Raw genomic sequence first — 26,314 nt, forward strand, 5'->3', positions numbered from 1 at the left:
GATCATGAACAGCATCAAAACAAACCAGCTCATTCTTCTTGTCCTTCTTCTGGTTATTTCGGTCACCTTTGTTGCCATGATCCGATATTTTCTCATGGCGATTGTGCTTGCGGCTCTTTTTTCGGCACTTGCCATGCCGGTTTTCAACCGTTTTGAGCGCTGGTTCAAGGGACGAAAAAGCCTGAGCGCCTCCATGACCATGCTCACACTGCTGCTTATCGTTTTTCTTCCTTTTGCAGCACTTCTCGGTATTGTTGCCAAACAGGCAATCAGGATAAGCCGCATTGCCGTGCCTTGGGTACAGCAGCAGATTCTGGAGCCAGGCGCATTCGACCAGCAGCTTCGCTCACTCTCCTTTTATCCCGAACTCCTGCTTTACCGTACCGAGATTTTTCAGAAAGTCGGAGAGTTTGCCAGTAGCACAGGTACGATGCTGTTCAACACCATCTCCACGTTTACCTACTCAGCCGTCAGCGACCTCTTTCTCTTCTTTCTCTTTCTCTACACCATGTTCTTTTTTATACGGGATGGGAAACAGCTTCTGGCACACTTTCTCTCCTACCTTCCCCTGCGACAAACTGATCAGAATCGACTGCTCGACAAGTTCATATCAGTGACCAGAGCGACCATAAAGGGAACCATGGTAGTCGGTGCAGTGCAGGGTTCCCTTGCAGGCCTTGCTCTGCACTTCGCCGGTATCGACAGCGCCCTCTTCTGGGGTACCATCATGTCGCTCTTTTCGATACTGCCTGTTCTTGGCTCAGCGCTTGTCTGGGTTCCGGCAGTTATCTATCTGGCAGCCACAGGGCAGTATCCACAGGCCATAGGGGTTCTCCTTTTCTGCAGCATTGTAGTCGGTCAGATCGACAATATTCTACGCCCCATGCTGATCGGGCGCGACACGCAAATGCCCGAACTGCTTATATTTTTTGGAACACTTGGCGGTATCAGCCTCTTCGGAGTCTTCGGCTTCATTCTCGGCCCCATTGTCGCCGCTCTTTTTATGACCATATGGGAGATGTACGGAGAGACCTTCAAAGAGTATCTTTCCGAAATTAAAAGCGATAAACCCTCAGGAAAGGAGGATGTATCATAACATCCACCAGGCAGAGTGGAGTGATGCAACAAAAAAAGCGACCTTGCGGGGTCGCTTTTTTGCTATCAGGATACAAACCGGTCAGTTGCTTCTGACAACCTCTTCAGCCGAAAAGAAAAATCCAGCCTCGATGGCGGCGTTCTCTTCAGAATCGGAGCCGTGAACGATGTTCTCGCCCTTGCTGTCAGCATAGAGCTTGCGCACGGTGCCAGCATCAGCCTGAGCCGGATCGGTAGCGCCAATAAGAGTGCGGAAATCGGCAACAGCATTCTCTTTTTCAAGAATGATCGGTACACAAGGGCCCGAAGACATGAACTCAACCAGTTCACCATAAAAAGGGCGCTCACGGTGCACGGCATAAAACTCCCCGGCAGTTTCCTGCGTCAGCCTGATTTTTTTCATGGCCACAACACGGAAGCCAGCGCGTTCAATTTGGTCGATAACTGCACCGATAAGCTGCTTGCGCACGCAATCGGGTTTCAGTATGGTAAGCGTTCTTTCCATTTTTTTGTATGCATTAGTTGCTGAAGAAACAAGGTCGAGCGAAGATACAGAAATGTGCCGGAATATTGAAACGTGAGGGCACCTATTCGTGCTGGTTGGGCGCACGGGTGGCTTAGCTTGTATCAACTGCAAGTGGATGGAAATATTGAGCCACTGAGTATGATTTTGTCGGATATGTACGTTAATATTTCACTCATTATCCGATAACACTGCAAGCTATCCAAGAAAAAATTCTGTCTATGCAGCCTGTCGGAATTGACGTTTTAGCCAAAATAGCAATGATGTCTCCCATAAGCCACAAGTCATCTTATTTTTCGTATTGTCAATCTATGGCGCCACTATTTTGCTCCTGAAGAGACCAAAATAGGGCCAATCAGACGCTTTTACCACCATATTCATGCCATTATCTGACGTAATACATTCAATCGCTTCAGATTCCAGGCAATGCTGACAAGATCCCATTCACCTCTTACATTTTCTATACCTCTGAGCAGAAACTGCCGGAAGCCCATCACTGATTTGATGACTCCAAACACCGGCTCAACCGTACATTTGCTTTTTGCATAGACGGCCTTGCCGTCCTTTGTTTTCAATCGATGTTTCATTTTTGTTACTGCGTCAGCATCTTTGGCTATGGGTTCGGGTTCACTGAAGCGGTTAGCAGGCGACTGGTTATGAGATTCTCTGCTTGCTGCGATGTAAGGGGTTATCGTTTCTTTTTCACAAAGCTCAACATTCTTTTCACTGAAATATCCGGCGTCAGCAATCACCTCGGTTAACGTTCCCAGCTTTGCAGGCAAGTTGTTCAGCTCTTCAAGAGCGGGCCGAAGCTCAAGTTTATCATTTGTATGTTGGGTAACATGAACTCCAACTATCAGCATGGTATCGAGATCAACACTCGCCTGAGCGTTATAGGCCTGCATGAATTCGCCTCCCGATACCGGCATGATCCGTGACTCCTCATCCGTCAAATTAACCTGGTCACGATCCCTCACTCCCGGCTCTGGTGCTTTCGGTGTTTTGCCTCTGCTTTTTTTACCACTTTCTTGCGCTTTCCGTTCACGTTCTGCCAGTTTCTCCTCATGTTCGGCTTGTTCTTTTGCATATCGCTCCTCAGCCCGACGTTCAATTTCAAGCTTTGCCTTGGCAATAGCTTCAAGCCGTTTTTCACGGCGTTCAAGCTCTTCAGGAATACTCATCCCGTCCGGGATTGCTGACTGATCGGCCTGTTCAGCCTGACGAAGCAGGGAGTCAACTTCCGCCTTCAACTGCTTTTCAAGTTTGCAGGCATGACCCCAACTCAGTGCCTGATGCTTGGAAGCATTGGCCTTGATTTTGGTACCATCAAGACTGATCTTGCCGATCTTGAGGATGTTCATTTCATGGGCAAGAGTCAAAATCTGGATAAAAAATGGTTTCAGTTCAGCGAGAAAGCGTTTCCTGAAATTTGCGATGGTGTCATGATCCGGATGACTGTTTCCGGTGATATAGCGAACCGCTATGGATTCATAAGAGGCAAGTTCCAGTTTCCTGCTTGAAAAGGTTCCGGTGGCATAGCCGTAAAACAGGAGGCTTAACAACATTTCCGGATCATAGGCTTTGCAGCCTCTGCCTGCATAGGCGTCTCTTAATGGAGTAAGATCAAGTTGTGCAACAATATCAACAACAAAGCGTGCGAGATGATTGACCGGCAGCCAATCCTGAACAGATGGCGGCAAAAGGTAGAGTGTATCTCGATCGGCTGAAAGAAAGTCGGAATGCATTGCTTTTCAGTGGATAGTTAAGCGATTATGATGCATGCAATATATGACTTATCTTGTTTATTATAAAATGGTTATGCGGCTATTTTTACGATTTCGTGTTGCTGGGTAATCCGACAGGCTGCTAGCCATTGATTTACCTATCACCACCTTCGCACGCCGGGACATAGGGGGAGTTCGGATCTCGCCGAGCAGACACAAGAGTGGCTGGTTGTCGCTCTTTAGCATATTTTATTATATATCCAAATGAGGCACAAGGTGAGTTTTCTATAGTTATCTGGAACCGGACAAGCTATCAAAGAAAAAATTCTGGAAATAATGCCCGAAAAGGACATGCATCACACATGATGATCTGGCACATCGGTTTGAGACTTGTGCCGATGGTGGCGCAGCAACGCGCTGTTACGTGTATACATTATTAATTCGGTTTAATTGCATGTTTCAGGAGTGGGTGTACCTGGATAATCAATTGTTGCCTTGTTGTGATGAACCGTTATCGAGAGCCGTGTCATGTGCGCCGGAGTTGCTTTCTGAAAACAGAAATGAAGACGAAAAGGTGTTTCAGCGGTGCTTTTTTATGCTATGTGCCGGAGGGGTGAGCACCTCATAGTCACAAAATATCAAGCGTGGTGGTCTTAATTTTTTTTGGGAAGGGTACAATAAACCACGATTTCAATATCCAAGGTCAAACCTTGAAGACTGAAAGATGAGCGAAGAACAAAAATTGTTGATTTTTGATATAATTTTGCTGGAAAACCTTATTATAATGAACTCAGGGAGGGTTTTTTATAGTAAATGCTAAATTCAAAGGAATTTTATGGCTCTTACAGATCAAGAACTAACACTCCTGAAAACTGCACTTGATAGCCGATTCGTCCCACACCTTCCTGCACTTATAGATCAAAAAAAATCGGTTTCTGAACGAGTAACCAAAAATTGCTCAAGAGCGTTAAGTGCCTTTGTGATAAAACATATTGCTGACCTCTCCGAAACAGACGCTTGTCAATATGTAACTGATGATTTTGACGATAAAGGAGTTGATGCAATATATTATCAGGCTTCTTCTCAGACTCTTTATTTGATTCAATCAAAGCTGAAATTAAATGAAGAATTTTCACTTGATGAAGCTAACGCGTTTTGTCAAGGTGTACGAAAAATTATAAGACAAAATTTTGATGATTTTAATTCTCATATCCAGAATCGCAAAGCAGAGATTGAACGAGATGTAGAAGATTGCTCTAATATACAACTGGTTATCGCATATACTGGACCGAGAATTAGTGCAAATGCAAAACAAGCGATACGTGAAATGCTTACAGATATAAGCCAAGGAGAAGAGCGCTTCGTTGACACTATTATGGAGTATGATGCTGAAATAATTAAATCTAAGCTTAGTGAGTCAAATGCCTATCCACGTGTTGATGCAACTCTTTGGCTTGAGTGTCAAAGGGCGGTGGACGATGGGCATACTTCCTATTTCGGCCTTGTTGCATTAAAAAGCTTAGTAGATCTGCATAAACAACACGATAAAGCTCTTTATGTTAAAAATATACGTACTTTTTTAGGTCGAACAACTGATGTTAATTCAGCAATACAAAAAACCCTTAGGGAGCAACCCAGTGATTTCTGGTATTTAAACAATGGGGTGACGGCTCTTTGTGCAAACATAGAGCCTAAAAATATGAAAGATGGAAAGAAAAAGATTCAAATTCAAGGTATATCCATCATTAATGGAGCACAGACCATTGCATCTTCAGCGACTGTTGCAAATGAAAATGTGGATATCAGTAGCGCAAAGGTTCTTCTTACGTTAATTAAATCTCCACCAGAAAGTGCATTTGGAAAGAGCGTCACAAAGGCAAGAAATCATCAAAATCCAGTTTCGCTTTTTAATTTTTCTGCATTGGATGAAGAACAGGAACGTTTACGTCGTGATATTGCAAATCTTAATATTGAATACCTTTACAAAGATGGGGTGTCTGATCAAAGTGGCAATTCAATAAGTATCAACGAAGCGGTATACGCCTTATCCTGTCTGCAACAGGATCCTCGCTTTCTTGTATGGTTAAAAAAGGAGCCAGGGAATATCCTCGATCCTGAAACCGAAAACTACCGTTTAATATTTCCGGAAACATTGACGGCCTTTCGTCTCATAAACGCTGTTATTGTATACCGAACAATTCAGAAAAATTTAAAGCAAAATATCCTAAGCACTAATGGTACTGAGAGATTATGTTACAAACATGGGAATTTAGTACTTGCATCTGTGCTTATTAAGCGATTGTTAAAAGAAATTGATATGCCAAGTGTAATTAGGATGGAAGTTCTTGAGGAGAAGCTGAGCTATCCCTTTGATCAAGCACGCAACTCGCTTTGGGCGTATGTGACACCCGTAGTTCCACCATCCAATGAAGCTGGCCCTGGCCCGCTTGCTCTTTTTAAAAACCAAGCTCATACAATTAGTGTGATGAAGTCAACAATGATTGATAATTTTGGCCTTCTAAATGATCCGGTTATTGCAATTAAAGAGAGACGGCAGACGGAAAATCAACCTTACCCAATCGAATTATTTAATTATCTATCAGCAAAAGCTCCACAAATCAGGTTTGATCAATGACAAATAAGAAACGACTTGAATTAACGTGGATTGGAAAGGATAAACGGCCAAAGCTGGAACCGAGGATTTTGCTTGAGGATGTGGCGAGGTCGTATCATGCCAAGCATCTTGTGACGGATAATGATATTTTTGATAACCGGCTGATTTTTGGTGATAATCTGCTTGCCCTGAAAGCGTTGGAGCAGGAGTTTTCGGGCAAGGTGAAGTGTGTCTATATCGATCCGCCGTTTAATACCCAACAAGCATTCGAGCATTATGATGATGGTCTTGAACATTCCATCTGGCTTGGATTGATCCGTGACAGAATTGACATTATTAGGAACCTCATCTCTGAAGACGGTACATTGTTTGTCCATATTGATGACAATGAGCTTGGATATCTGATTGTTTTGCTTGACGAGATATTTGGTAGACAAAATCGGATTACGGTTGTTTCCTTTAAACAAGGAGCGGCGACAGGACATAAAGCCATAAATCCTGGCGTTGTAAGTACCTCGAACTTCATTGTTCTGTACGCAAAGAACAAGACCTTATGGAAACCTAATCGTGTTTTTACCGCAAGAAATAAGCGTGATACACGGTATGGGCAGTTTATTGATAATTTTGATGCGCCCTATGCTCAATGGCGTTTTATTACTTTAACTCAGGCTTTTGCAAGAAGTCTAAATCTTCCTATCCGAGGGCTGAAAAAGGCGGTCGGCGATAGCTATGAAGCGCTGCTCTCTGATTTTGTTGTAGCAAATGCTCCACGAGTAGTTCGTCTTGCAAGACCAGATTATGACGCTGTGAGTGGTGATGCAAGGTCTATGATTGATGCCTCACATAAAACGAGTGAAATTTTGCGTCTTGAGCGAGAGGAATTCTCTGACATGTTTTTTGTTGCAGGAGAGCGCATTCTTTTTTACTCGGATAAGTTGAAATTGATAGATGGCAAGTATGTCGCGGGAGAACCCCTCACAACCATTTGGGATGATCTATTGTCGAACAATATTCATAATGAAGGAGGTATTGAGTTCCCTAAAGGAAAAAAGCCCGAAGCGTTGATTAAGCGTTGTTTTGAGTTAGCAACCATTGATGGCGATTTGGTTCTTGATTCTTTTGCTGGTTCCGGTACGACTGGCGCAGTTGCCCACAAAATGGGGCGACGATGGATTATGGTGGAGTTGGGAGAGCATTGTCACACTCACATCATTCCACGCCTGCAAAAAGTTATTGATGGGGAGGATAAAGGCGGTGTAACGGAAGCTACAGGCTGGAAGGGTGGCGGGGGGTTTCGTTATTACCGAATTGCGCCTTCTCTGCTTGACAAAGATAAATGGGGCAATTGGGTTATCAGCAAGGAGTATAACGCAGCGCAGTTGACGGAAGCTCTTTGCAAGTTGGAGGGGTTCACCTATGCGCCAAGTGATACGCTGTACTGGCAGCAAGGCCATTCAACTGAACGTGACTTTATCTATATCACGACGCAGACACTTGGAGCCGATCAGCTTCATGCTTTGAGTGAAGATGTTGGCACTGAACGATCTTTGCTTGTTCTATGTAGTGCCTTTCGTGGGAATCCTGAGCGGTTCACCAACCTTACCGTCAAAAGAATTCCCAGTACCGTTCTTTCCAAATGCGAATGGAGGCATGATGATTATTCGTTGATTCTCCAGAACTTGCCGATGGCGCAACGGGAAGAAGAGACCCTGAAAAAGAAAAAATCCGCACACCCAAGTTTGTTTGATAATCAGGATGCTTAAATCATGAACACCCTAACATTTAATAGTTCCGAAATTGATTGGACGGTGACCGGGACGCTTTTTGCAGTTGTGATTTCCCTGATTTCAGCCGTAATAGCCGCTATGGCACGTCAGGATTCAAAAAAATCTGCCAGAGAAGTAGAAAAAGCAAGAAAAGTTTCTCAAGCAGATTTGTTGGCAGAGCATTTCCATAACATTAACTATTTGATTCCTGACGCCACTCTATCCTCTTACCCACGACCTGATAATTTCAATAATATTGATTTAGGTATAAAATCAGCTAAAATAATTATTTCGCTAATTGGTGACCAAATATTAAAGAATCATCTTGAAGAGTTAGTGGACTTGCATGGCAAATTCCATGACAAAGTAACTGAGGCTCGTTCGTTACCTACAGAAAGCGCGGTGATAGCTAACACTGAAACTTTCGAAAGCCTTCACAATAAAATAGTTGCGATAAAAAATCAGATTGATATCTGTAAACCTTCTTATCTTGAGATCAGTTAATCCATGAACCGTCACGTTAACTCCATCTCTGGGCGATTGTCACTTCGTGAACCGCAACGGCGTTCACTGGAAATTCTTGACCGGGTGACGGAGATTGTGCCACCGCACAAGAGCAGTGACCTCGTGGCGGCCTTGATGATCATCAAATCAGAATTTCCAGCCGTTACAGACTTTGAGCGTGAGTTCCCTTCTCTCTGTTTTGCGCTTGCTACAGGAGTTGGTAAAACAAGGCTGATGGGAGCCTTCATCTCTTACCTTCATCTGGCGCATGGGCTCAATAATTTCTTTGTGCTGGCTCCAAACCTGACCATCTACAACAAGCTCATTGCCGACTTTACGCCCAACACGTCAAAATATGTGTTCAAGGGTATTGCTGAGTTCTCTATCGCTCCCCCTGCAATTATTACCGGTGACGATTATCAGCAGTTGGCGGGGAACCTGTTCGATCAGACGTTGCGCTGCAAGATCAATATTTTCAACATCTCGAAAATCAATTCCGAAGTGAGGGGAGGTAGCCTGCCTCGTATAAAGCGGTTGGCTGAATATATCGGACAAAGCTATTTCGATTACCTGGCTGCGTTGCCTGACCTTGTTTTGTTGATGGATGAGTCGCACCGTTACCGTGCTTCAGCGGGTGTTCGCGCCATTAATGAACTGAAACCTGTTCTTGGTCTGGAACTTACCGCTACCCCATTTATGGAAACAACCAAGGGGCCGATACCCTTCAAGAATGTTGTGCTGAGCTATCCGTTGGCAAAGGCGATGGAAGATGGTTTTGTGAAAGAGCCTGCCGTTGTGACACGCAAGGATTTCAATTCAGCGGGAATGCCGCTGGAGGCTTTGGAGAAGCTGAAGCTTGAAGATGGTATCCGACTGCATGAGGGCACAAAGGTTGAACTGGAAACCTATGCCCGTGAATCTGGCAACCGTATTGTGAAGCCTTTCGTTCTTGTGATTGCAAGAGATACGACTCATGCAGGGCAGTTGCTGGCGCTTATTCAGTCAGCCGATTTTTTTGAAGGGCGGTATAAAGAGCATGTTATTCAGGTTGATTCGAGTATGACCGGCGAGAAGGAGGATGTGATGGTTCAGCGCCTGCTTGCCGTGGAAAGCACTGATGAGCCAACGGAAATTGTTATTCACGTTAATATGCTGAAGGAGGGTTGGGATGTTACCAATCTGTATACCATTGTGCCTTTACGTGCTGCTAATGCGCGGATATTGATTGAGCAGTCAATCGGGCGCGGCTTGCGCTTGCCCTATGGTCGGCGGACAGGTGTTCCCGCTGTTGACCGATTGAGTATTGTTGCTCATGACCGGTTTCAGGAGATTGTTGATGAGGCTCAACGGCCTGATTCTGTGATTCGTTTGCAGCAGATCATTCTTGACCCTGATGAGCTTCGGCGGGGTGCTGTGACGGTAGTTTCTCAATCAAACCTTTCATCGCAACTGGGGATTAAGCCGCAACAGGTATCGAGTAGTACACAAGTGGCCCCAACGAGCAAAGTATCAGTTTTCAGTACTCCGGAAGAACAAAAGGTTGCGCAACTTGCCTATGAAGCAATCAGGAAGGTTGGCAGTGATGTTCGGGTTCTTCCAAGTATCAGCCACCTTCAGGATCAGAAGGTATTGGACGTGGTTTCGAGCCAAGTTGATGCGGCTTATCAACCTGCACAGTATGAGCTGGGCGTTGTTGCGGAGAAACTTGATATCGCTGCTATTGTTAAAAAGACGGCCATTTTGGTGCAGGAACAGTCCATAGATATTCCCCGTATTTTGGTTGCGCCGAAGGGTGAGGTTTGTTCTGGTTTCAACTCTTTCAAACTTCAACTGGAAAGCCTCAAGTATCAACCGCCTGAAGATGAGTTGTGGATTCAATATCTCCGCACGGGTGAGCATCAGGTTGTCGGGTTTGGTGACGAAGAGAGTGATGAGGTTCGGCTTGAGGATTACATCGTTAATGGGTTGATTGATTTTGATGACGTTTCTTATGATGATCATGCAGACCTTCTTTACGGCTTGGCGCAACAGGTTGTTGCTTATTTCAAGAGTTATCTCGAAGAGGCCAAGGTCGAGAAAATTCTGAGATATCACCAGAAGGATGTTGCCCACTTTGTTCATGCTCAAATGCAAGAGCATTACTGGGAAGGTGATACGGACTATGACATTGAGGTAAAATGCGGGTTTGTGCCACTGAAAGAGAGTGCCTATAGCGTTAACGGAAAAGATTCAGCCTTGGATTATCGACAGGCTCCTGAGGATAAAAGCAACATGGCAAAGTATCTGTTTGGTGGATTTTCAAAATGCCTTTATCCGGTACAGAAGTTTGATTCTGATACTGAACGGCAAGTTTCCGTCATTCTGGAACGTGAAGCGGCAAAGTGGTTCCGGCCAGCACGAGGGCAGTTCGAAATTTATTATCGTTCTTCTACAGGGGAGCAGGAGTATCAGCCTGATTTTGTGGCTGAAACGGAGGATGCTATCTACATGTTGGAGCCAAAGGCACGAAAGGAGATGGAGGCGTCTGATGTGCTTGCCAAAAAAGCGGCGGCGGTACAATGGTGCAAGAATGCGTCTGATTTTGCCAAAACACATGGTGGCAAGTCTTGGATTTATCTCCTTATCCCGCATGATGCGATTGCTGTGAACATGACCTTGAAGGGGTTGTTGTTGTTCAGAGACTAAGGACTTATTCGTAAATAAATTGATGAATTAAGGAACGACATTGATAACGAGCAGTTTTAAGTTAAAAGAGCGGATGATGCCTAGTGTCATGTCACGCTTTAAAAGACCATTAAATAATGATTATTAGGATTTGCAAAAATCATTTATCTCTAATTTATAAAATAAGTTATAGAGGAATATTTGGCGCAAGCATGTGCAACCTTATACGCTTGACTTGACACTAGCCGGGTTGGGTGTGAGTGGGAACGCCTATAACGATGTAAAGTGAAAAGAGAAGTATTTCATTTCAATGTTGGCATCATCAGCACAGATATGCGTCTGAGACCGATTCGATGAGTGCTTTCAAAAAAACCTCGTAAACATCTCAACAGAGGCTTCGATATGCTTGAGGGATATTACAACAAGCTGTTGAGTTTCATGAGGAGGAACACGTCCACCTCATACAGGGTCATCTCACTGTTGGCAGGTGCAATCTGCTTTCTTCTCCTTCTGCCATTTTGTTTTTTTCTGGTTGGCGACAACATCGACCAGCAGATACACTTGAGATACCCCAGGTTATTGGAAATTTCAATTTCTTGTGGTCGCCATCTTTTTCGGATTATTCTTCCTGCTATGGGCGACCTATACCCAGTGGTTCATTGGTAAAGGTACCCCTGCTCCTAACGCACCGACTCAAACGCTGGTGGTAGTTGGTCCGTATAAACTGTGCAGAAATCCAATTGAACTCGGGGCAATATTTTACTATACGGGGATCGGGACTCTATTTGGCACTCTCACTGTTGGTTTCATTTGCGGTACGCTTGGGTTTGTTTTCGGAACTCTCTATCACAAACTTATTGAAGAGAAGGAGCTGGCGTTACGTTTCGGTCAGGATTACCTTGCCTATAAAAAAGAGGTTCCTTTTTTATTTCCAGCTATCAGGAAATCCAAACCAGGTGGGAGGTTCCTGAAATCGTGAACGTGCAATACTCACAAGCTTGGGAATTGGGTGATTGTTCACGCCTACCCACCTGTCAGTAACGCAATCAGTTAAGCAAGACGATACCATTTTCATTGACTCGTACATAGGCGTTGCGACATGCCGGGGAAAACGAGGGCGTCTCAGGCTTTTGCCACTTTTTTTTCGGTTTCGCTCAGGAGGGTGAAGGGGAGCTGGTTGCGCTCGGTAAAACTTTTGTGGGATGCCTGACTGTCGGGGCTGATGCCGAATACCACAATGCCGCGCTGGATAAACTCCAGAACATTGTTCCGGTAATCCCACAATTGGGCAGTACAGATCGGGGTATCGTCACTGAGGTGAAAGATGATGAGTACATTTTTCCAATCAGGTCAGGACTTGCTACAATATAGGGGTGTCTTATAGCCAAGGTTGACTTACGGGCGATAGTGAGCGCTTCGGCTTTTCATTTTTAACGGGAATTTGGCGCCCTTCTTCTCAATATTTGTATTTGGGTTGTGAACAGAGGAAGGCAGTGCAACGGAGTGCTTTATGACGCAGCTTTTTGATATTTCTTGCTGTAATATTTGACGGCGTAAGATTATTTTGCTATACTTTATGAGGTTATCCGTTTGGCAAGGCAAGCGCTCTTTTGCGACTCACTTGCTGGAGGGTGGGTATGATGTTCGAACCATTCTGGATTAATGGGGCATAAAGATGTAAGCACCACGATGATTTATACGCATGTTTTAAACAAAGGTGGTCATGGTGTAAAAAGTCCTGTTGATATGTTTATCGCTGGTTTAGACTGATCTGTATAAACCGGCAGGATAAATTAGTTTTGTTTCTCCATATCATTTATAGAAAATAAGTTAAGTGCTATATCTGAATAATTCGGAAGTTGTCTTATACAGAAAGCAGCTTTCTACTTTTCCAGAATTAGGCAGATCAGTCTAAACATTGTTAGATAAAAATACTCCCTGATTATTTGTTGATTTTCATTTCAAAAAATAATATTAAAAGAATTTATTTAAATCCTTTATTGATTACGTTTTTTATCCATATTAAAAAGAAGTAATTGCTATGAAACATATAACCGCTACGGACACCCTTGAGTTATCAGTCCCGGAGAGAATTCAACTGGTAGAAGACATATGGGATACGATATCTAACGAACCTGAAGCTGTCAAGTTATCGCACGAAGAAAAAAAAATAATTGATGAACGTTTGGAAGCATATCACAGAAACCCCACATTAGGTGCTCCGTGGAAAGATGTTTATAAGAGAATAGTATCTAAGCAATGAAACATCAAATCATAATCAGACCTGAGGCTGAAAATGATTTAAGAGAATCATTCCTTTGGTATGAAGAAAAAAGGCTGGGGTTGGGACATGACTTCTTGCTTCAGATTGAGGCTGGTCTTAAATTTATCCAAAGGAACCCTGAGTTAACCACAGTAGAATATAAAGAAGCAAGGAAGCACATCATTAAAAAATTCCCTTATAAAATAATCTATCTCACTACTGTCCGGCTATAAGTTGAATAAATCTAACTAGTTAGAGGCATAGGTGTTCTCAATTGTGCCAGCAGAATTCGTAACTAATTGATTTATATCGACTTTCTCAAAAACACTGACACTCAGGATTTGTAGAAAAGTGTAGAGAGATATATCTAAATTCATGCGTTTTTTTATTAATGCAATAAGCACATATACTGAGATTGCTGTCCAAATTTGTGTTTTAACAGCGTTTTCTGAAGTACCATAAAACGCCTTAATTCGCAAATGTTGTTTAATCCATTTAAAGAAAAGCTCAATCTTCCACCTGCTTTTATAAAGTTGTGCAATGACCTGAGCAGGAAGAATAAAATTATTTGTTAAAAACACATAAAGTTTACCAGTTTCAGGATCAGCATACTTGATTCTTCTCATCTTATCCGGATATTCTTTTGCTGATTTAACACTTGTAAGCATTATAGTTTGGTCACATCGAACATTGGTAGATTCATTGACTGAATGAGAGTATTGTCGTCTAAAACTTAAATTTGATTTACCTCTTGTGACAAAGAATGCTTGAGATTCATTAATATGAAACAATCGCTCAAAGTCAATATAACCACGATCCATAATGTAGAAAGAACCCGGCTCAATAATTAGCATATCGAGGATATTTACATCGTGAACCTTGCCATCAGTAATGGCTATAAAAGAAGGAATACTGCCCCGTAAGTCTAATAATGTGTGTATTTTAACAGCCCCTTTGTGTGTCCGAAACTTTGCCCAAGGAAACAAGGAAAGACACAAATCAATCGTTGTCGAATCTAAAGCATAAACAGTTTCATCAAGTGTCACGCCAAATGAATCTTTACAATATAGTTCTCGTGCTTTATGTATCAGGATTTGCGCAAAATCCTGGTAAATCCTCCAATCTCTTTTTTCATTTGCATCGGCTAATGTACTTCGTGCTATTGTACCTCGTATGCCCATGTGATAGAGTTTATTTTGCATACCAAGTAAACAGGTTGTAATATCTCGAAGACTTTCTCGATAGGTTAATTGAGCAAAAAATAAACAGAGATATTGATCCAGGCAGGTAAACGATTGTACCTTATGATTACCTCCGTAACGTTTGACACAAACTCTAAATTGATGAATAGGCAAATGTTCCTGGAGTTGAGCAAAAATGGTTTTTCCTGTATACATTTATCATCCCTTTTCTAAAAATTATGGAATGATAAAAATAACAAGTTTTTTTCAAGTCGGTGACGATCAAAAACGTATCGTAACTTGTTTTATTATTGGGCGATAAACAGTGTTAATTTTTTCAACAACCGGACACCAGTGAATCTATCTATTCAAAAATGATGCAATTTTTGTTCTGGCAGTGCTTCATGGCAAAAGAAGTACAGCCTTATTAAAAAACAGAATAGACTGCATCTAACAAAATCACTTCACCTGTCTGTCGGCTTCGCCGCCAGCAGGTGACCTTTTCGTTAGGTTTCATACACAACACGCACGCTTCGCAAAATGGATAGCTACCAAGACCCTCAGCACGGTAAGACTTATATTAGTCCGAGTCTTGACTCATTTGGTGAGCCAAAGCGGAAGGTGCGCATTGCCACAAAGCTCATTGAGCATCCAGAGAGCTACGCTTTTGCTCAGATCAAAAACGAAGTCGTGCTAAGACATAAGGAAGATGCTAAGACCTGTATTACTGCCAAGTTTTTCGAAGATGATCGCGGAATCTTTGTACCTGCCACTCGAAGGCAGTGGCTCAATGAAAATTTCTGACGAGGAACTGCGCCGAGTCGTACTTTCCAACGTCCAAGCTCAAGCTCTTTTCCAAGATAATCAAGAGCTATTCGCTGAAGTCATTCGTTCAGCCGTAACAAAGGAGGATGTTGTAGCTGTCGGGTATCGCAAGCGTCAATTGCAGGTTTTCCAGCAACTTCTTGAAAATGACGAATACTTCAAAACGGTCAAGACGCAGAAGCAATGTAACAGCGAAGCAGTGTGGCAAAAATTCTTTGAGAAAAATCCGTGGATTTTTGGCTACGGATTAAGCTACATCCAATTATCCACCCTTGATGACAGGAAACTTGAGCAAGTGGTTCACGGTCACACAGTATCAGAGCACGGAAAGAGAGTGGACGCGCTGCTTAAAACTCGCGGGGTTATCTCAAGCCTCTGCTTCGTCGAGATAAAGACACACAAGACAGAGTTACTCAAATCCCGGCCCTATCGGGTTGGTTGTTGGTCACCATCAGATGAGCTTTCGGGCGCTATCGCGCAGGTTCAAGGCACCGTTGTACTCGCCACTGAAACGATAAAATCCAAACTCGCTCTCACGGATGATGTTGGAAATCCAACTGGCGAAGAGGCTTTCAACTACATGCCCAAATCTTTTCTTGTTGTTGGCAGCCTTCACGAGTTCGTCGGTGACCACGGCGTAAATCAGGAGCGGTATCGTTCGTTCGAACTGTTCAGGCGCAATACAAACAGCCCGGAAATAGTTACGTTCGACGAACTTTACGAACGAGCACGATTCATCGTTCACCAAAATGAAACCTAACCCTACATTCAACCCGGACTACGCAAAAAGCGCGTAGCCGGTTAATTTCACGTTAGCCCGCACAAAAAGCAGGCACATTTTATACATTTCTGAGAGAATAATATGTTCCGATATGATCTAAATAGTCTTTCCCCTGAGTTATTCGCTAAGTTGTGTAATGCCTTATTAATCCGAACGGTCTCGGAAAAAATAAGACCATTTGACACAGTAGGGTCTGACGCTGGACGTGACAGCGATTATGATGGTAAAGGAAATGGTGATTATTCGGAATTAGAAGGATATTGGATTTTCCAATATAAACATCACGATGTATCACGATTAGGCGTGAAAGAAGCTCGAAATGTTATTCGCCAAGAGATATCTTCTGAACTTAGACATTTGTTCGAGCCGAAAAAGAAACAACCCGATATTTACATAATGATAACGAATGTTCCTTTTTCTGGCGTTGTAACCGTTGGCACACATGATTGGTTTAGCAAGGAGATAACAAAATACTCATTAGTACATGCAGAAATATGGGACTACACAAAGCTCGAGTCAATGATTGATGCTAATTATGAAATCCATAAATCTTTCTTTCCTGATCTAACATATACACAGAGTTTTTTCAAGCAGGTCACTGATCGTCTCTCATCCTCAATATTCTGGGAAGGCTTTGAACAGTTATTAAATGTCTCTTCTCAATCTGTCATAGTGTTTCGCTCAAGATCAGATCTGGAATATGCCAAGAATCTTTTATGGGAGCTGTACGACAACCTTAATATCATAATAGGTGTTTTTTCTACTATAAGCAATTACGTTTATAGTTGGCCTGAATTTATAGATGTTGCGGAGATTGCTGTACAAAATCCAGAATACAAGATTAGCTTGGGAGAGCATCACTGGATTGAACATGGGGGTGGTGGGGGCAGTCGCAATATTTGGACGGTTCTCCGTGTATTGATTAAAAAAGCTGAAAATCACTCGTGGAGTGCTCATCAGCAAGTAATGGAAATCGCAGAACGTTACAGTAGTGTCGCAAAAACTATTGCCGAAAATTCCAAACGGTTTTTTAATGAGAGCGATTATGATAGCTTTTATAGAGAGAATGACTTCCTTGTGACTCCCTTACAGTTTATAAGATTCAAAACCGTTCAAGATGTTTTGGATTCCCTAAATCAGCTAATTATGTCCAAAGAAAATGGTCATCAAGGATCACTCGAGGGTGCATGGAAAGCGACTGAAGCTTTTCATAATGCAATATTATTAACAGATGGGTTACGTCGGAGTGTAAAAGAAACCCTGAAGCAACTTGATTCATCATTAATAATGAGCGAGAGCCAGACCAAACAGGGTAATAAGTAGTAGACAATATCCATTTGATGTAGATTTTGCAAAAAACAACATTTCGTCTCAGAAAAATCAAGGTCATAATCTACGTAAGGGAAATGAATTATTAGGTAAGGTTAGCGAACAAATGAACAAATAGATAAAGTCCTCCCCAAGCAAAAAGCGGGCTAACAAAGCGTGCACTGGACGCTGGGGTACGGTGCGGCTTTTTAAGCATTTTTCTGGCTTCGAGTTTTTTCTGCTCCCAAGCAGAGTCCGCGCCCGCCCCAGCGCCAGTAACGCAAACCGTTAGGCGCTACTGTACAAATTAAGGAAACAGAAATGAATGATGTTCTGCTTGTAAATATTACATGGAACCCGAAAAACTGGACAAACAGATATATTAATCCACGAGCAGGGCATGAATACGCCAGACAAAATGCTGGACACGAATCACTCAACTTCAAATTTGATAAACGAGATATTGATACAGAAAAATTTATACACGGTTTCGTTCAATGGACAAATCCCCCAAAAAAGTTTCAGAACGGAGGATTAATTATTTTTTACACAAAAAATATTGACTATAAAAAAGGACAAGTTGTGGGAGTCTACGGCAAATCCGAAATTATTGATCCGCAACAGCACTTTGTTGTTAAAGGTTTTCAAAACAACCAATATAGCATTAACATCAGAGCCGAAAAGCGGTTTTCGATTTTATTCCCTGTTCCCCTTTCTGCAGACAATTACAAAGCCAAATCAAGTGACAGAATGGTTCCACAAGTTGGATTCACTTATAAAGACAACATATTTGCGAAAAAAATTCTCTATGATGAACTTGTAGAATTATCTAACACAGGTATTTTGCAATCCGATTACAAAAAGCTCTCTGATATTTACGAATACTATGTCGAAGAAAAATTCGAACTTCCGTATTGCTCGCAAGACGAAAAAGAGCAGGAAGAACTTGCCCAATTCTATAAACAAGCAAAGATAAAAGAAGAAATTCTTGATGAGCTAAATAATCTACAACCGTCGGATAGTGAAGAAATTATTGTGAACAAAAAAACATATAAACGAGACAATAAGACAATTGCTCAAATAAAAATTCTTCGGGACTTCAAATGCCAAATTTGCGGAGTAACAATTACAAAAAAGGATCGCAGTAAATATATCGAAGCGGCGCACATCAAAGCGAAGCATCAAAAAGGCAGAGAGACTATAGATAATATAATTTTACTTTGCCCCAACCACCACAAAGAATTTGACTTAGGCGATAGAATAATAAAATCACACGATAGCAATTTTATTGATTTTGTACTCAACGGGCAACAGTACAAAATCAGTTTGACAACAGGACAATAAAAGCAGCTAACAAAGCGTGCACATGACTTGTGGGATTCTGTGGCATTTTCGAGTATTTTTCTGGTTTCGAGTTTTTCGTGCTTCCGAACAGAATCCACACCCGCACACACGCTGGTAACGCTAACCGTTAGGAGTTTAAATTATGAAATTGAAATTGCATGTTTTCTTGTCAGTCGCATTATGTCTTGCTTGTTCCGATGTTTTTGCGCAAAGCTACAGGTACGATGTGCCTGTGACGCTCGAAGGTGTTCTGGTTTCATCGATAGCCGATCCAGAAATTACGTACGATGAGAAATCGCATCAGTTCCCTGCTGTTAGGCTGCACAAATCTATATCGGTGCTGTGCGCACCAACGGAAACCGATTGCCAACCGGAGTTAGGCGTTACTTTATTGCATTTGGTATTAAAAAAACCAGATATGGCTAAATTCAAGAGTTTGAAAGGCAAGCCTGTCAAGTTGAATGGGACTCTGTTCCACTCTGACAATGGTCACCATTTCACGTCGGTGTTATTGGATGTTGGATCAATCATCCCCTAACAATGCGGTCGTGAGGGTTGCTCCGCAATCAGCGCTGCTGATCGCTCCGTGCCCCTCACCTAAATATTAGGCCCGCGAAAGCGAATTCCGCACTCACGGGTTCTTAATAACTGCGGCAAACCAATAAAAAGGAGGATAGAAAATGGCAGACTTGAGAATCTCCAGAAAGGGCATAATTCAAGGGGAATTCACTCTTGAACAGATCATTGATGGAGCGCGGACGGGCAATTTTCTGCCTTCGGATGATGTCTTGCAAAAAGGAAGCTCAAGCTGGACGAAGCTCGGCAATATTGAGGGTGTTGAGTTTCCAAAGCCTATAGTTCCGTCTCCGCTTGTGGAGTGTGAGGCTCCGCCCCGTCCACCGGAATACAGCGGTATCTACCGCTCTTCCGACCAGAAAATGCTGACAGGATTTTGTGCGGGGATAGCGCATCGTTTCGGTATCCATCATGGAGTTGCCCGCTTTGCATTCGTCATACTCATCATCATAACCAGTAGCATTTTGTTTTGGATTTACTGGCTAAGCCTTCTCTTGCCCAAGTTGCCGACGAAAGATGTAGCTTGATTTTGCAGCAAAATCGGAGAGCATTTGTTTGTTACTGCATATTCTATTGCTATTATCGTGTATCTGCTTACCTGGAATTGTACTCATATTGCTAATGCTGTTGTGCGGCCAAAAATCGAATCTCTGTGTAGAGAATTCGGCTATGAACCGCCAATAATTTGTACACCACAAGAACTGATGGAGGGCTGATTTTATGTGGCAAGACCCAATAGTAAAAGAAACGCGTGAGCTTCGAGAAGAATATGCTGAGAAGTTTAACCATGATCCCGACGCTATCTTTGAGGATATTCTTAAGCGTCAGAGTCAAACGGAAAAGAGGCTGGTTTCCCTGCCACCGCGAAAGCCCCTGTTTAAACCCAAAGCAGCCTAACACCCATGCCACGAAGCGGTGTTATCTGAGCAGTGATGGGCTTCCGGCAGTTTCTGCTCAGAGGCATAGAAAATGTAAGAGGTGAATGGGAGCTTGTCAGTATTGCCTGGAATCTGAAGCGATTGCATGTGTTACGCCAGATAACGGCTTGAATATTGTGGTAAAAGCGCCTGATTGCCCCTGTTTTATCTCTTCAACAGAAAAAAGTATCGTCATAAATGACCAAAATCAAAAAATAAGGGGACTTGCAGTTTATGGACGATAGCATTGCTATTTTTCCTAAAACGTCAATTCCGACAGGCTGTTTGCAGACATCGCAACAGTCGAATCCCAGGTTGGATCGTCGAAACCCAAGGTCGGCATCATCAGAGAGTCCGTTCTGTCGATTCAAAAGATCCTCGAAGGCGCAGGAGGAAATGTGCTGGGTACCTTGATCGTGGAGTTGGGCAAAATGGCGATGCGCCTGTAGGGTACCGTCTAACAAGGCGTTGCAGCAGACGGCGCTTGCGTGCCGCTGCTGAACGCCATAGCGTTAGTACAGCAATGAAATATGGGTGAACTATGAATGACGAAAGGTTTCAAGACCTTCAGGGACTGGTAAAGCAACAGTCTCTGATGATGGATTCAGTGCCAATTCAAATGTGGTTTCTTACAGACATCTTCACATATGGGCGCGTGAATCAGTGCCATGCAGATTTTATGGGAATGCGCAAGCAGGCTATAGAATTCAAAGCACTACGTTATCTGTTTCCGGCAGATGTTGCTGCCCTGTGCGAGCAATCGAACCGCCAAGTGCTTGAAACACGCAACACCGTAGTCTCCGAAGAATGGCTAACAGATTCAAATGGAGTACGGCATCTACTGGAAATTACAAAGACACCCAAGTTTGACAACAACGGAAGTGTTCAATACATCGTTTGTTGTGCAATAATCATCACGGAACAGAGATCGGCGGCGGCCGCACTCAAGCAACACGAAGAAAATTTTCGATCTTTCATTGAAAAAACATCAGATATTGTTGTAATCGGTAATTGCGACGGAAAGATTATATACTCTAATCCCGTAACCTCTGATAAATTGGGTTACAGTTCCGATGAATTGCGCACCATACAAATACTTGATCTACATCCTAAGTCGGTTCAGCAAGAAGCTACATCCATTCTAACTGATATGTTCACCGGCAAACGGACAACTTGCCCCTTGCCACTTATGCATAAGAACGGCACCATCCTTCCCGTTGAAACGCGGGTATGGTTTGGGAAATGGAACGGAGCAGATTGTATTTATGGCGTTTCACAAGACCTTGGCAGAGAACAGGAGGCTTTGCAAAAGTTTGACAAACTCTTCAGAATGAACCCTGCCTTGATGGCTGTAAGCAGCATTCCTGATAGAATATTTACTGATGTCAACGATGCCTTTCTTCGCATACTTGGTTATTCCGCAGACGAGATTATCGGCAAGACAGGCTCGGAAATAGGTATATTTGCGAATGAAGAAGAACAGGAACGGGTCGCCAATACACTCGCTTGCTATGGCAATATCCATGAAGTTGAACTAAAAGTAAAAACAAAGGCAGGAGTTGTTCTCGATGGTCTTTTCTCGGGCGACATTATCGAGAGTCAAGGTGTTAAGTATTACCTGACGGTTATGATTGATATAACTGAACGTAAACAAGCAGAGGCAGAACGTCAACATACCATTAAAGAACTCCGTCATGCATTAAATGAGATTAAGACATTGCGCGGCATTGTTCCTATTTGCGCAAGCTGCAAAAAGATCAGGGATGATAAAGGGTACTGGGAGCAAGTTGAAGCGTATGTTGCAAAACACACAGAGGCGCATTTTTCCCACGGTATATGTCCCGAATGTATGACAAAATTGTATCCGGAATTCTGCAAGAAAAAAGATATTGGAATAACAGGATAGGAATTTCCTAACAATACCATGCTCACTGACGGAAATCCCACTGTGCTCCGTTCCCGTCAGTGATGTTTAGACGCTCTACAGGAATTGATTCGGCAATAAAAGAAGGATAAACGCTAACGATTCATGAACTGATAACGTTGGATTACGTGATTACATTTTGTTGACTACTTATCAGGGAGATCCATAATGCAGAAACAACGTGAAATGCCTTACGTCGCTCATGTTTTTGTTTGTACCAATGACCGTGGGGGAGAAAAAAAATCGTGTGCAGACAATAACAGTCAACTTACGAAAGACAAGTTAAAACAAGCTGTTGACGAGAAAGGCTGGAAAGGGAAGGTCAGGATTTCCACATCAGGATGTATGGGGCTTTGCGGCAACGGTTCTCATGTGATGATTTACCCTCAGAAGGTATGGTTTTCCGGGGTTCTTCCTGATGATGTGGATGAAATTGTGTCTGCCATCGAACGAATCCTGGAAGATGACTGAAAAACAGGGGATACGCTGAAAATTGCCGAACAACAGTGTTATGAAGGATACTCATGTGATCGGAAAACAAGAATAAGCCAAAAACGGAAAATAAGAATCACCCAGGGTTAGCGCATCCCGGCGGGACGTTCATGAAATCGTGAAGTTGCAATACTCACAAACCAGGGGATTGGGTGATTGTCCGCCTCTGCCCACCTGTCAGTAGCGCCATCAGTGAGATGTGAAGGAGATATGAATTTTCAAATACAACAAATCGGTACCATATTTTCACCCTATAAAACGAAAGCAGAGTGCCCGATTCAAGGAAGTGTTGTGCCTGACGGGAAAGGGCGGATTGAGCTTTTCGCGGAATATGTTGAGGGATTGGAAACAATTGAAACTTTTTCACATCTGATCCTTTTCTATATTTTCGATAGAGCTGAAGTGATTCAATTGTCCCGACCAACATTCCTTGATGATGCAGCTCATGGAGTCTTTGTTTCCCGTCACCCTTGTCGGCCGAATCGAATCGGGATGTCTATCGTAAAGCTGGAGAAAAGAACGAACAATATCCTCGATGTAAGCGAGATAGATATATTAGACAATACGCCTCTTGTTGACATAAAGCCATATCTTCCCCGATTTGATTATCGGGAAAATGCCAATAACGGATGGACGGAAACAAAAGAATTGCGAGAAAAACCGAAACACAGGGAATAACTCAAAACGCTTGTGTTGGGCTTCAGCCGATCATGCTTTGCAGTGCAGATGCAGTTACCGAGCAAGTCACCGAGCAAGTTACCGAGCAAGTTACCGAGCAAGTCGGAGAGGATAAACTGTTGGCCATATTGGAGTTTTGTTCTGCAGCCAGAAGCAGAGAAGAGATTCAGGCATTCTTGGGATTAAAGCATCGCGAACATTTCCGGGCAGAGATTCTGGCTCCTTTGCTGAAAGCTGGCTTTTTGGTACCGACCATACCGGAAAAGCCCAACAGTCCGAAGCAAAAATATGTTGCTGTGAAGGAGCTGGGAAATCAGTGATATTGCTGAAACGCTTTTCTGCCATATGCCGCTTATCAGTTGTTATGCTGCTTTCCCTGCTCTGAGCTTGCTTTACCTCTCTCTCATGTCTACGCCGCATCGATTTTTGCCAGCAGATCCTTCATTGGCTGATAGATGATGGGCAGAAAGTCGCTGTAGGCGAGCAAGACGACCCCATTTTCATCAACAAGCACATAGGCGCGTTGCGACATACCGAGAAAACCGAGGGCGTCATAGGCTTTTGCTACGCTTTTTTCGGTGTCGCTTAAAAGGGAGAAGGGAAGTTTGTTGCGTTCAGCAAAGCTTTTGTGGGAGGCCTGACTGTCGGAGCTGATGCCGAGCACTACAATGTCGCGTTTGGTAAATTCCAGAACATTGTTCCGGTAATCGCACAACTGGGCGGTGCAGACCGGGGTATCGTCACCGGGGTAGAAGATGATGAGTACTTTTTTTCCGGCAAAGTCTGAGAGAGAGATCTGTTTCCCTGCGGAATCGGGAAGGGTAAATGCTGGTGCTTTTGTCTGTTCTGCTATCATGGTTCCGGACGATTTAGGAGGCTGGGCTGCTTTTTGCAACTCTGAAAAGTAATATAGTACTATCGAAGGGTTATGAACTCATATCATTTTTCCCCTTCTTGCGTGATGTCCGGGCGGTCGCAATCTTTTGTTACGAGTGTGGGCTACTCTTTCATCGCTTTCAATCAAGCCGCAGGGCTTAAATTGTTGTGTAATGGCGAAAAAAAGAGAAGGGATGGCCTGTTTTTATTTTAATAAGACAAAAAAAGTCTTATTATCCAAGAGTGAGTTTCAGGGTATGGAGATCATTTTTTATGCCTTTCGAAGTGTTGTAAGTGCGTTGCTGTCTCCGTACAACATTGCATTTTTACTGTGGGCATGAACTCAGTTGTTGTGATAAAGAGAGTTTATTGGCTATTATTCCCTTTCTTGAGAAGGACATAGGCTGTAATAACGAATTTTGAAAGTACTATGGCAGAGATGAAAGTATATTTTGATCACAATGCCACAACCCCGCTGCACCCTGAGGTGAAGAAGGAGATGATTGAGGCAATGGAGATGTTTGGCAATCCGTCAAGCATGCACTCGTGGGGGCGTGAGGCAAGGGCAAATGTTGAGGACGCTCGCGGGAAAGTGGCTGCGTTTATTGGCGCTGATGAACGGGAAATTGTTTTTGTCGGCAGTGGTTCGGAAGCCAATAATACGGTGCTCTCGCTTTTTGTCTGCGCATCGAGTCAGTGTATCCCAGGGGGTAAATTGCGCGGCACCATTATTACAACTAAAATTGAGCATCCCTGCGTTCTTGAGACCTCTGAATGTCTTGCTCATCGGGGAGCACGGGTAAAATATCTCGATGTTGACCAGTATGGTAAAATTGATCTTGACCAGCTTGCCGGTATGCTTGGCGATGATGTTGGTCTTGTATCGGTCATGATGGCAAACAATGAAATCGGCACGTTGCAGGATATTGAGACGATCACGAAAATGGTGCATGAGAGTGGAGCGTTCATGCATACCGATGCGGTACAGGCTGTCGGGAAGATGCCGGTCGATGTCCGGAAACTCGGTGTTGATTTCCTTACTCTTTCAGCTCACAAGATGTATGGCCCGAAAGGGGTGGGTGCTCTCTTTGTGAAAAAGGGTATTCCCTACTGTCCGCTCATCCGGGGCGGTCATCAGGAGTTTGGGCGACGCGCAGGAACCGAAAACACTCTCGGAATTCTCGGTATGGGAAGAGCGGTGGAAATGAGAACGCTTGAAATGCAGGAGGAGGAGGAGCGGTTGCTGCATCTGAAGCAGGTGCTGAGAAGGGGTATTGAGGAGCGTATTGATGATATTCATGTTAACGGTCACCCCACTGACGCTCTTGCCAGTACGCTTAACGTTTCGTTTATGGGGGTAGAGGGTGAATCCATTCTTCTCTATCTTGATCTTCAGGGTATTGCGGTTTCAACTGGTTCGGCCTGTGCTTCGGGTTCTCTTGATCCTTCGCATGTGCTTTTGGCGACAGGGGTCAATGCTGAGCTTGCCCACGGTTCGATCCGTTTCAGTATGGGACGCGAAAGTTCGATGCAGGAGGTTGAGTACCTGCTTGATGTTTTACCACCAATAATTCAACGAATAAGAAATATGTCAACGGCTTATATAAAAGGAGGATTGCATGCTGCAACCAGGTGAATGGGCATATAGCGATAAACTGAAGGAACACTTCATGAATCCCAAGAATATTCTCCAGGGTGAGAATACCGATGATTTTGACGGAGTCGGCATGGAGGGTAATCTGCAGTGCGGTGATCAGATGATGGTGGTTATCAAGGTGGACAAGGAAAAAGAGACCATTACCGACTGTCAGTGGAAAACGTATGGTTGTGCCAGTGCGATTGCCAGTACCTCGGTTTTGTCGGAAATGGTGAAGGGCAGGACGCTCGATGCGGCGTTTCATATCTCTCCCAAGGAGGTTGCTCTGGAACTCGGCGGCCTGCCGGATCACAAGATTCACTGCTCGGTGCTTGGTGACAAGGCGTTGCGTTCGGCTATCAATAACTATTATACCCGCAACGGTCAGGAGGAGAAGGTCAAACAGGAGCAGGTCAAGGTGATTTGCCAGTGTATGAGTATTACTGACCATGATATCGAGGATGCCGTGCTTGAGGGGGCTCGTACCTATTTCGAACTCCAGGAGCGAACCAAACTTGGCACGGTATGCGGTCAGTGCAAGGATGAAGCTGAGCTGCTGCTTGAAAAATTCAAGCATATTCATTTCGGGGCATGAGGCGCACTGAAAAAACGATGTTTGAGAA

Annotated in this window: 24 protein-coding genes and 1 pseudogene; 20 read left to right on the forward strand and 5 right to left on the reverse strand. The window is 43.5% G+C overall.

The genetic code is table 11. The features are described 5' to 3' along the window. Window positions 1-4 precede the first annotated feature (4 nt). A complete protein-coding gene (locus AC56AD_RS01660; protein ID WP_012507166.1) occupies window positions 5-1,096 on the forward strand; it encodes an AI-2E family transporter in 1,092 nt (363 codons plus the stop codon). Window positions 1,097-1,177: 81 nt separating this feature from the next. On the opposite strand, the gene AC56AD_RS01665 is transcribed toward AC56AD_RS01660, so the two are convergent. Together AC56AD_RS01665 and AC56AD_RS01670 are read right to left on the reverse strand one after the other, a co-directional pair. After that, entirely contained in the window at window positions 1,178-1,600 is a 423-nt protein-coding gene (locus AC56AD_RS01665; RefSeq protein ID WP_012507167.1) for a nucleoside-diphosphate kinase, read from the reverse strand. A gap of 395 nt (window positions 1,601-1,995) precedes the next feature. Then, window positions 1,996-3,363 (reverse strand): IS1182 family transposase, encoded by a 1,368-nt coding sequence (locus AC56AD_RS01670; protein ID WP_012507168.1) that lies wholly within the window; start codon window positions 3,361-3,363, stop codon window positions 1,996-1,998. 814 nt (window positions 3,364-4,177) lie between these two features. On the opposite strand from AC56AD_RS01670, the gene AC56AD_RS01675 reads away from it, so the two are divergent. The 5 genes from AC56AD_RS01675 to AC56AD_RS01695 all read left to right on the forward strand — a co-directional run bounded on the left by AC56AD_RS01675 (window position 4,178) and on the right by AC56AD_RS01695 (window position 11,869). Continuing rightward, window positions 4,178-5,977, forward strand: coding sequence for an AIPR family protein (locus AC56AD_RS01675; protein ID WP_012507169.1), 1,800 nt, complete (start codon window positions 4,178-4,180; stop codon window positions 5,975-5,977). Beyond that, the gene (locus AC56AD_RS01680) at window positions 5,974-7,719 is read left to right on the forward strand and encodes a site-specific DNA-methyltransferase (RefSeq protein WP_012507170.1); all 1,746 of its coding nucleotides are present in this window, start codon (window positions 5,974-5,976) and stop codon (window positions 7,717-7,719) included. Before AC56AD_RS01675 ends, AC56AD_RS01680 begins: the two co-directional genes overlap by 4 nt. Before the next feature lie 3 nt (window positions 7,720-7,722). Beyond that, window positions 7,723-8,226 carry a hypothetical protein gene (locus AC56AD_RS01685; RefSeq protein ID WP_012507171.1) on the forward strand — a complete coding sequence of 168 codons (504 nt, stop codon included), beginning with the start codon at window positions 7,723-7,725 and terminating at the stop codon, window positions 8,224-8,226. A 3-nt stretch (window positions 8,227-8,229) separates the two neighbouring features. Further along, window positions 8,230-10,911, forward strand: coding sequence for a DEAD/DEAH box helicase (locus AC56AD_RS01690; RefSeq protein ID WP_012507172.1), 2,682 nt, complete (start codon window positions 8,230-8,232; stop codon window positions 10,909-10,911). 577 nt (window positions 10,912-11,488) lie between these two features. Beyond that, window positions 11,489-11,869: a methyltransferase family protein gene (locus AC56AD_RS01695; RefSeq protein ID WP_012507173.1), complete on the forward strand. Its 381-nt coding sequence runs from the start codon at window positions 11,489-11,491 to the stop codon at window positions 11,867-11,869. A 143-nt stretch (window positions 11,870-12,012) separates the two neighbouring features. On the opposite strand, the gene AC56AD_RS01700 is transcribed toward AC56AD_RS01695, so the two are convergent. Then, window positions 12,013-12,174 (reverse strand): redoxin domain-containing protein, encoded by a 162-nt coding sequence (locus tag AC56AD_RS01700; protein WP_317623600.1) that lies wholly within the window; start codon window positions 12,172-12,174, stop codon window positions 12,013-12,015. Window positions 12,175-12,931: 757 nt separating this feature from the next. On the opposite strand from AC56AD_RS01700, the gene AC56AD_RS01705 reads away from it, so the two are divergent. Together AC56AD_RS01705 and AC56AD_RS01710 are read left to right on the forward strand one after the other, a co-directional pair. Then, window positions 12,932-13,153 carry an addiction module protein gene (locus AC56AD_RS01705; RefSeq protein ID WP_012507174.1) on the forward strand — a complete coding sequence of 74 codons (222 nt, stop codon included), beginning with the start codon at window positions 12,932-12,934 and terminating at the stop codon, window positions 13,151-13,153. Beyond that, window positions 13,150-13,386 (forward strand): hypothetical protein, encoded by a 237-nt coding sequence (locus AC56AD_RS01710; protein ID WP_012507175.1) that lies wholly within the window; start codon window positions 13,150-13,152, stop codon window positions 13,384-13,386. Before AC56AD_RS01705 ends, AC56AD_RS01710 begins: the two co-directional genes overlap by 4 nt. A gap of 15 nt (window positions 13,387-13,401) precedes the next feature. Here the strand turns inward: AC56AD_RS01710 and AC56AD_RS01715 are convergent, their stop codons facing one another. Then, complete coding sequence (locus tag AC56AD_RS01715) at window positions 13,402-14,550, reverse strand: IS4 family transposase (protein WP_012507176.1); 1,149 nt, start codon at window positions 14,548-14,550, stop codon at window positions 13,402-13,404. Between the two features lie 493 nt (window positions 14,551-15,043). Here AC56AD_RS01715 and AC56AD_RS01720 point away from each other — a divergent pair, with 493 nt between their 5' ends. From AC56AD_RS01720 to AC56AD_RS01765, 10 genes and pseudogenes are all read left to right on the forward strand, one after another. Continuing rightward, window positions 15,044-15,919: a Shedu immune nuclease family protein gene (locus tag AC56AD_RS01720; protein WP_482229290.1), complete on the forward strand. Its 876-nt coding sequence runs from the start codon at window positions 15,044-15,046 to the stop codon at window positions 15,917-15,919. A 102-nt stretch (window positions 15,920-16,021) separates the two neighbouring features. After that, window positions 16,022-17,263: a hypothetical protein gene (locus AC56AD_RS01725; protein ID WP_012507179.1), complete on the forward strand. Its 1,242-nt coding sequence runs from the start codon at window positions 16,022-16,024 to the stop codon at window positions 17,261-17,263. Window positions 17,264-17,569: 306 nt separating this feature from the next. Then, window positions 17,570-18,592 (forward strand): HNH endonuclease, encoded by a 1,023-nt coding sequence (locus AC56AD_RS01730; RefSeq protein WP_012507180.1) that lies wholly within the window; start codon window positions 17,570-17,572, stop codon window positions 18,590-18,592. Between the two features lie 142 nt (window positions 18,593-18,734). After that, complete coding sequence (locus AC56AD_RS01735; protein WP_012507181.1) at window positions 18,735-19,130, forward strand: DUF4431 domain-containing protein; 396 nt, start codon at window positions 18,735-18,737, stop codon at window positions 19,128-19,130. Between the two features lie 142 nt (window positions 19,131-19,272). Beyond that, window positions 19,273-19,695 (forward strand): PspC domain-containing protein, encoded by a 423-nt coding sequence (locus tag AC56AD_RS01740; RefSeq protein ID WP_012507182.1) that lies wholly within the window; start codon window positions 19,273-19,275, stop codon window positions 19,693-19,695. 399 nt (window positions 19,696-20,094) lie between these two features. Then, window positions 20,095-20,217, forward strand: a pseudogene (locus AC56AD_RS01745) (transposase); the annotation flags it as partial. Window positions 20,218-20,626: 409 nt separating this feature from the next. After that, complete coding sequence (locus tag AC56AD_RS01750; RefSeq protein WP_012507184.1) at window positions 20,627-21,991, forward strand: PAS domain-containing protein; 1,365 nt, start codon at window positions 20,627-20,629, stop codon at window positions 21,989-21,991. Window positions 21,992-22,177: 186 nt separating this feature from the next. Next, entirely contained in the window at window positions 22,178-22,480 is a 303-nt protein-coding gene (locus tag AC56AD_RS01755) for a (2Fe-2S) ferredoxin domain-containing protein (protein WP_012507185.1), read from the forward strand. A gap of 231 nt (window positions 22,481-22,711) precedes the next feature. Further along, entirely contained in the window at window positions 22,712-23,179 is a 468-nt protein-coding gene (gene tsaA, locus AC56AD_RS01760) for a tRNA (N6-threonylcarbamoyladenosine(37)-N6)-methyltransferase TrmO (protein WP_012507186.1), read from the forward strand. Between the two features lie 32 nt (window positions 23,180-23,211). Then, on the forward strand, window positions 23,212-23,499 hold the full coding sequence (locus AC56AD_RS01765) for a Fic family protein (protein WP_012507187.1): 288 nt from the start codon (window positions 23,212-23,214) through the stop codon (window positions 23,497-23,499). 89 nt (window positions 23,500-23,588) lie between these two features. Here AC56AD_RS01765 and AC56AD_RS01770 read toward each other — a convergent pair whose 3' ends face one another. Next, window positions 23,589-24,035, reverse strand: coding sequence for a peroxiredoxin (locus tag AC56AD_RS01770; protein ID WP_012507188.1), 447 nt, complete (start codon window positions 24,033-24,035; stop codon window positions 23,589-23,591). Between the two features lie 459 nt (window positions 24,036-24,494). Between AC56AD_RS01770 and AC56AD_RS01775 the strand changes: the two genes are divergently transcribed. Together AC56AD_RS01775 and AC56AD_RS01780 are read left to right on the forward strand one after the other, a co-directional pair. Continuing rightward, window positions 24,495-25,691, forward strand: a complete 1,197-nt coding sequence (locus AC56AD_RS01775; protein ID WP_083765341.1) for a cysteine desulfurase family protein — start codon at window positions 24,495-24,497, stop codon at window positions 25,689-25,691. Further along, window positions 25,675-26,286: an iron-sulfur cluster assembly scaffold protein gene (locus AC56AD_RS01780; RefSeq protein WP_012507190.1), complete on the forward strand. Its 612-nt coding sequence runs from the start codon at window positions 25,675-25,677 to the stop codon at window positions 26,284-26,286. Before AC56AD_RS01775 ends, AC56AD_RS01780 begins: the two co-directional genes overlap by 17 nt. The last annotated feature ends 28 nt before the right edge of the window (window positions 26,287-26,314 follow it).

Source organism: Pelodictyon clathratiforme (genome assembly GCF_982375515.1).